The 4,030-nt window shown below is 48.3% G+C and carries 2 tRNA genes and 2 rRNA genes; all 4 read left to right on the forward strand.

Features of this window, described 5'->3' with window-relative positions:
* Window positions 1–182 precede the first annotated feature (182 nt).
* Window positions 183–256 (forward strand) — tRNA-Ile (locus WJR50_RS33720).
* A gap of 83 nt (window positions 257–339) precedes the next feature.
* Window positions 340–416 (forward strand) — tRNA-Ala (locus tag WJR50_RS33725).
* Window positions 417–766: 350 nt separating this feature from the next.
* Window positions 767–3,654 (forward strand): 23S ribosomal RNA (locus WJR50_RS33730).
* 260 nt (window positions 3,655–3,914) lie between these two features.
* Window positions 3,915–4,023 (forward strand): 5S ribosomal RNA (rrf, locus tag WJR50_RS33735).
* Window positions 4,024–4,030: the final 7 nt, after the last annotated feature.

Here is a 4,030-nt window from a genome sequence, read left to right on the forward strand (position 1 = left end):
CGCCTCCTTTCTGGAGCGTGTCCTTGTATGCTCAACGTTTGCTGTCTGTGCATCTTCTCAAAAATATTAAGTCATTCTATTGAATTATTGAACAAAGAGATCTGTAAGCTTATAGAGATATAACTTGCAGGAGTGCAAGAGCTAAAGGCTAACTGCTTGCTTAGCGAAAGCTCTATAAAAGAGGGCTTGTAGCTCAGGTGGTTAGAGCGCTACACTGATAATGTAGAGGTCCGTGGTTCGAGTCCACGCAAGCCCACACTTCAATGTACAATGAGCAGATTGCAATGAACAAGCAAAAGAAGTTTGTTCACTGTTACTTGCACATTGCTAATTGAAACTGGGGAATTAGCTCAGCTGGCTAGAGCGCCTGCTTTGCACGCAGGAGGTCAACGGTTCGACTCCGTTATTCTCCACCAAATAGTAATAAAAAGTTGTTACTATTACTTTGAAACAAAGCGTGTTTTGCACGCAGGAGGTCAACGGCGGGGCGCGTAGCCTTCGACTCCGTTATTCTCCACCAAAAAAAGCGACAGAGAAGTTGTTGCTGTTATTTGAAAATGATCAGGAAAAGTCTTGGTCAAAATTTAATGAAGACAAGGTTTTAAGAGACCAAGATGTGAAGACATCTTACTACTTATAACCACAATATCAGATGCTGATAGGGTTTGCTGGAAGAGCCGTTCCATTAAAGCTGTTAGCTGTAGACTGATAAAAAGTTCTTTGACATGATGTAAGAGAGAAGTCAAGCTTAATTAAAAAGAGCACAAAGAAAGTTGATAAGGGCGTATGGGGGATGCCTTGGCTCTCAGAGGCGATGAAGGACGTGATAAGCTGCGATAAGCTGCGGGGACTGGCAAACACAGGCTGATCCGCAGATTTCCGAATGGGGCAACCCACTTAGTTGAAGACTAAGTATCCGATTTATCGGAGGCGAACCCGGGGAACTGAAACATCTAAGTACCCGGAGGAAGAGAAAATAAGTAATGATTCCCGTAGTAGTGGCGAGCGAGGCGGGAAGAGCCCAAACCGGTATAGTTACGGCTATGCCGGGGTTGTAGGACTTGCATACGGCAGCAGGCATGAACTTGAAGCGATCTGGAAAGATCCACCATAGAGGGTGATAGTCCTGTAAGGGTAAGTAAATGCTGCTAGCGAGTATCCTGAGTAAGGCGGGACCGGAGAAATCCCGTTTGAATCTGCCAGCACCATCTGGTAAGGCTAAATACTACTGAGAGACCGATAGTGAACCAGTACCGTGAGGGAAAGGTGAAAAGTACCGTGAATAACGGGGTGAAATAGAACCTGAAACCATACGCTTACAAGCGGTCGGAGCCCTTTTGTGGGGTGACGGCGTGCCTTTTGCATAATGAGCCTACGAGTTATGATTTCTGGCAAGGCGAAGCGCTTAGAAGCGAACAGCCGAAGCGAAAGCGAGTCTGAACAGGGCGCATAGTCAGAGGTTGTAGACGCGAAACCTAGTGATCTACCCATGGTCAGGGTGAAGTGACGGTAACACGTCATGGAGGCCCGAACCAGTAAACGTTGAAAAGTTTTTGGATGAACTGTGGGTAGGGGTGAAAGGCCAATCAAACTGGGAAATAGCTCGTACTCCCCGAAATGCTTTTAGGAGCAGCGTTAGGGTGAGTCTGACAGAGGTAGAGCTACCAATAGGACTAGGGGGAGTCACATCCTACCAAATCCTGATGAACTCCGAATGCTGTCAGATATACCTAGCAGTGAGGGCTTGGGTGCTAAGGTCCGAGTCCGAGAGGGAAAGAACCCAGACCATCAGCTAAGGTCCCTAAATATATACTAAGTTGAACTAAGGCGGTTTCGTTGCACAGACAGCCAGGATGTTAGCTTGGAAGCAGCTATCATTTAAAGAGTGCGTAACAGCTCACTGGTCGAGCGACGGAGCATCGATAATAAACGGGCATCAAGTATATTACCGAAGCTATGGACAGATTTATCTGTGGTAGGGGAGCATTCTATTTGGGCCGAAGCTGTGCTGTAAGGCATGGTGAACCGGATAGAAAAGCAAATGTAGGCATAAGTAACGATAATGCGGGTGAGAAACCCGCACACCGAAAGGCTCAGGTTTCCTGATCAACGCTAATCGGATCAGGGTTAGTCGGGACCTAAGGAGTAGGCGAAAGCTCAATCCGATGGACAACTGGTTAATATTCCAGTACTGACTTATTGTAGTGATGGGGTGACGGAGCAGTGACAGGTTCGCGCACTGACGGAATAGTGCGTTAAAGGTCGTAGGTATAGGACTTACAGGTAAATCCGTAAGTTTTGCTGAAAGCTGATAGTACCGCGAGGCTACGGCCAAGCGGATAGTAACCGTAATCATACTTCCAAGAAAAACCTCTAAACGTTACGCAATAAGCTACCCGTACCGTAAACCGACACAGGTAGCCGGGAGGAGAACTCTAAGGTGCTCGAGTGAGACGTGGCTAAGGAACTAGGCAAAATGGTCCTGTAACTTCGGGAGAAGGGACGCTTCCTTGTAGCAATACAAGAAGCCGCAGTGAATAGGCCCAGGCGACTGTTTAACAAAAACACATGGCTTTGCAAAAACGAAAGTTGAAGTATAAGGCCTGACACCTGCCCGGTGCTGGAAGGTTAAGGGGGGACGTTAGGGGTAACCCAAAGCGTTGAACCGAAGCCCCAGTAAACGGCGGCCGTAACTATAACGGTCCTAAGGTAGCGAAATTCCTTGTCGGGTAAGTTCCGACCTGCACGAATGGTGTAACGATCTGGGCACTGTCTCAGCCACGCGCTCGGTGAAATTGTAGTTCCGGTGAAGATGCCGGATACCCGCCACGGGACGGAAAGACCCCATGAACCTTTACTATAGCTTCACATTGACATTGGGTAAAAGATGTGTAGGATAGGCGGGAGTCTAGGAAGCGGTGTCGCTAGGCATCGTGGAGACAACCTTGAAATACCGCCCTTCTTTTATCTAGTGCCTAACCCTAACTGGGGACAGTGTGTGGTGGGTAGTTTGACTGGGGTGGTCGCCTCCTAAAAAGTAACGGAGGCTTCCCAAGGTGCCCTCAATGCCGTCGGTAACGGCATGTGGAGTGCAATAGCATAAGGGCGCTTGACTGTGAGACCTACAAGTCGAGCAGGGACGAAAGTCGGGTATAGTGATCCGGTGGTTCCGCATGGAAGGGCCATCGCTCAAAGGATAAAAGGTACTCTGGGGATAACAGGCTGATCTCCCCCAAGAGCTCACATCGACGGGGAGGTTTGGCACCTCGATGTCGGCTCGTCACATCCTGGGGCTGGAGAAGGTCCCAAGGGTTGGGCTGTTCGCCCATTAAAGTGGCACGCGAGCTGGGTTCAGAACGTCGTGAGACAGTTCGGTCCCTATCTGTGGTGGGCGTAGAAAGCTTGAGAAGTTCTGACCTTAGTACGAGAGGACCGGGTTGGACGAACCGCTGGTGTGCCGGTTGTGGTGCCTACTGCACCGCCGGGTAGCTATGTTCGGAAAGGATAAGCGCTGAAAGCATCTAAGCGCGAAACCTTCTTCAAGATGAGGCTTTCCTTGAGGGTCGTGATAGACGATCACGTTGATAGGTGGCAGGTGCAAGTGTAGAAATATATGTAGCTGAGCCATACTAATTACCCAATAGTCTTTCTGTGCCAAGCATATTAAGTTTACATCTCTCTTACATATCTCATGTCAAAAAATATTGATAGTGAAAAGTGATAGGATAATAGTTCAAAGTTTAAAGTTGAGTATCATACAAAACTTCTACACTAAACTATTAACTGACAACTTACAACTAAGAGCTTAGGGTAGCTCTAGCGCCGGAAATCAGTTGGAGGCAATCCACTATGGAATAGTCCCACTCTTCCCATTCCGAAAAGAATGACGTCGCTGAGAGTAACTTGTAAAATCTTAGGGTGGCTCTAGCGCCGGGGATCACCTCTTCCCATTCCGAACAGAGAAGTTAAGCCCGGCAGCGCCAATGGTACTGCTACCCGCGGGAGAGTAGGTCGCCGCCTTTCTATTATT

It is taken from the genome of Catalinimonas locisalis (assembly GCF_038039535.1).
Taxonomy (GTDB): domain Bacteria; phylum Bacteroidota; class Bacteroidia; order Cytophagales; family Cyclobacteriaceae; genus Catalinimonas.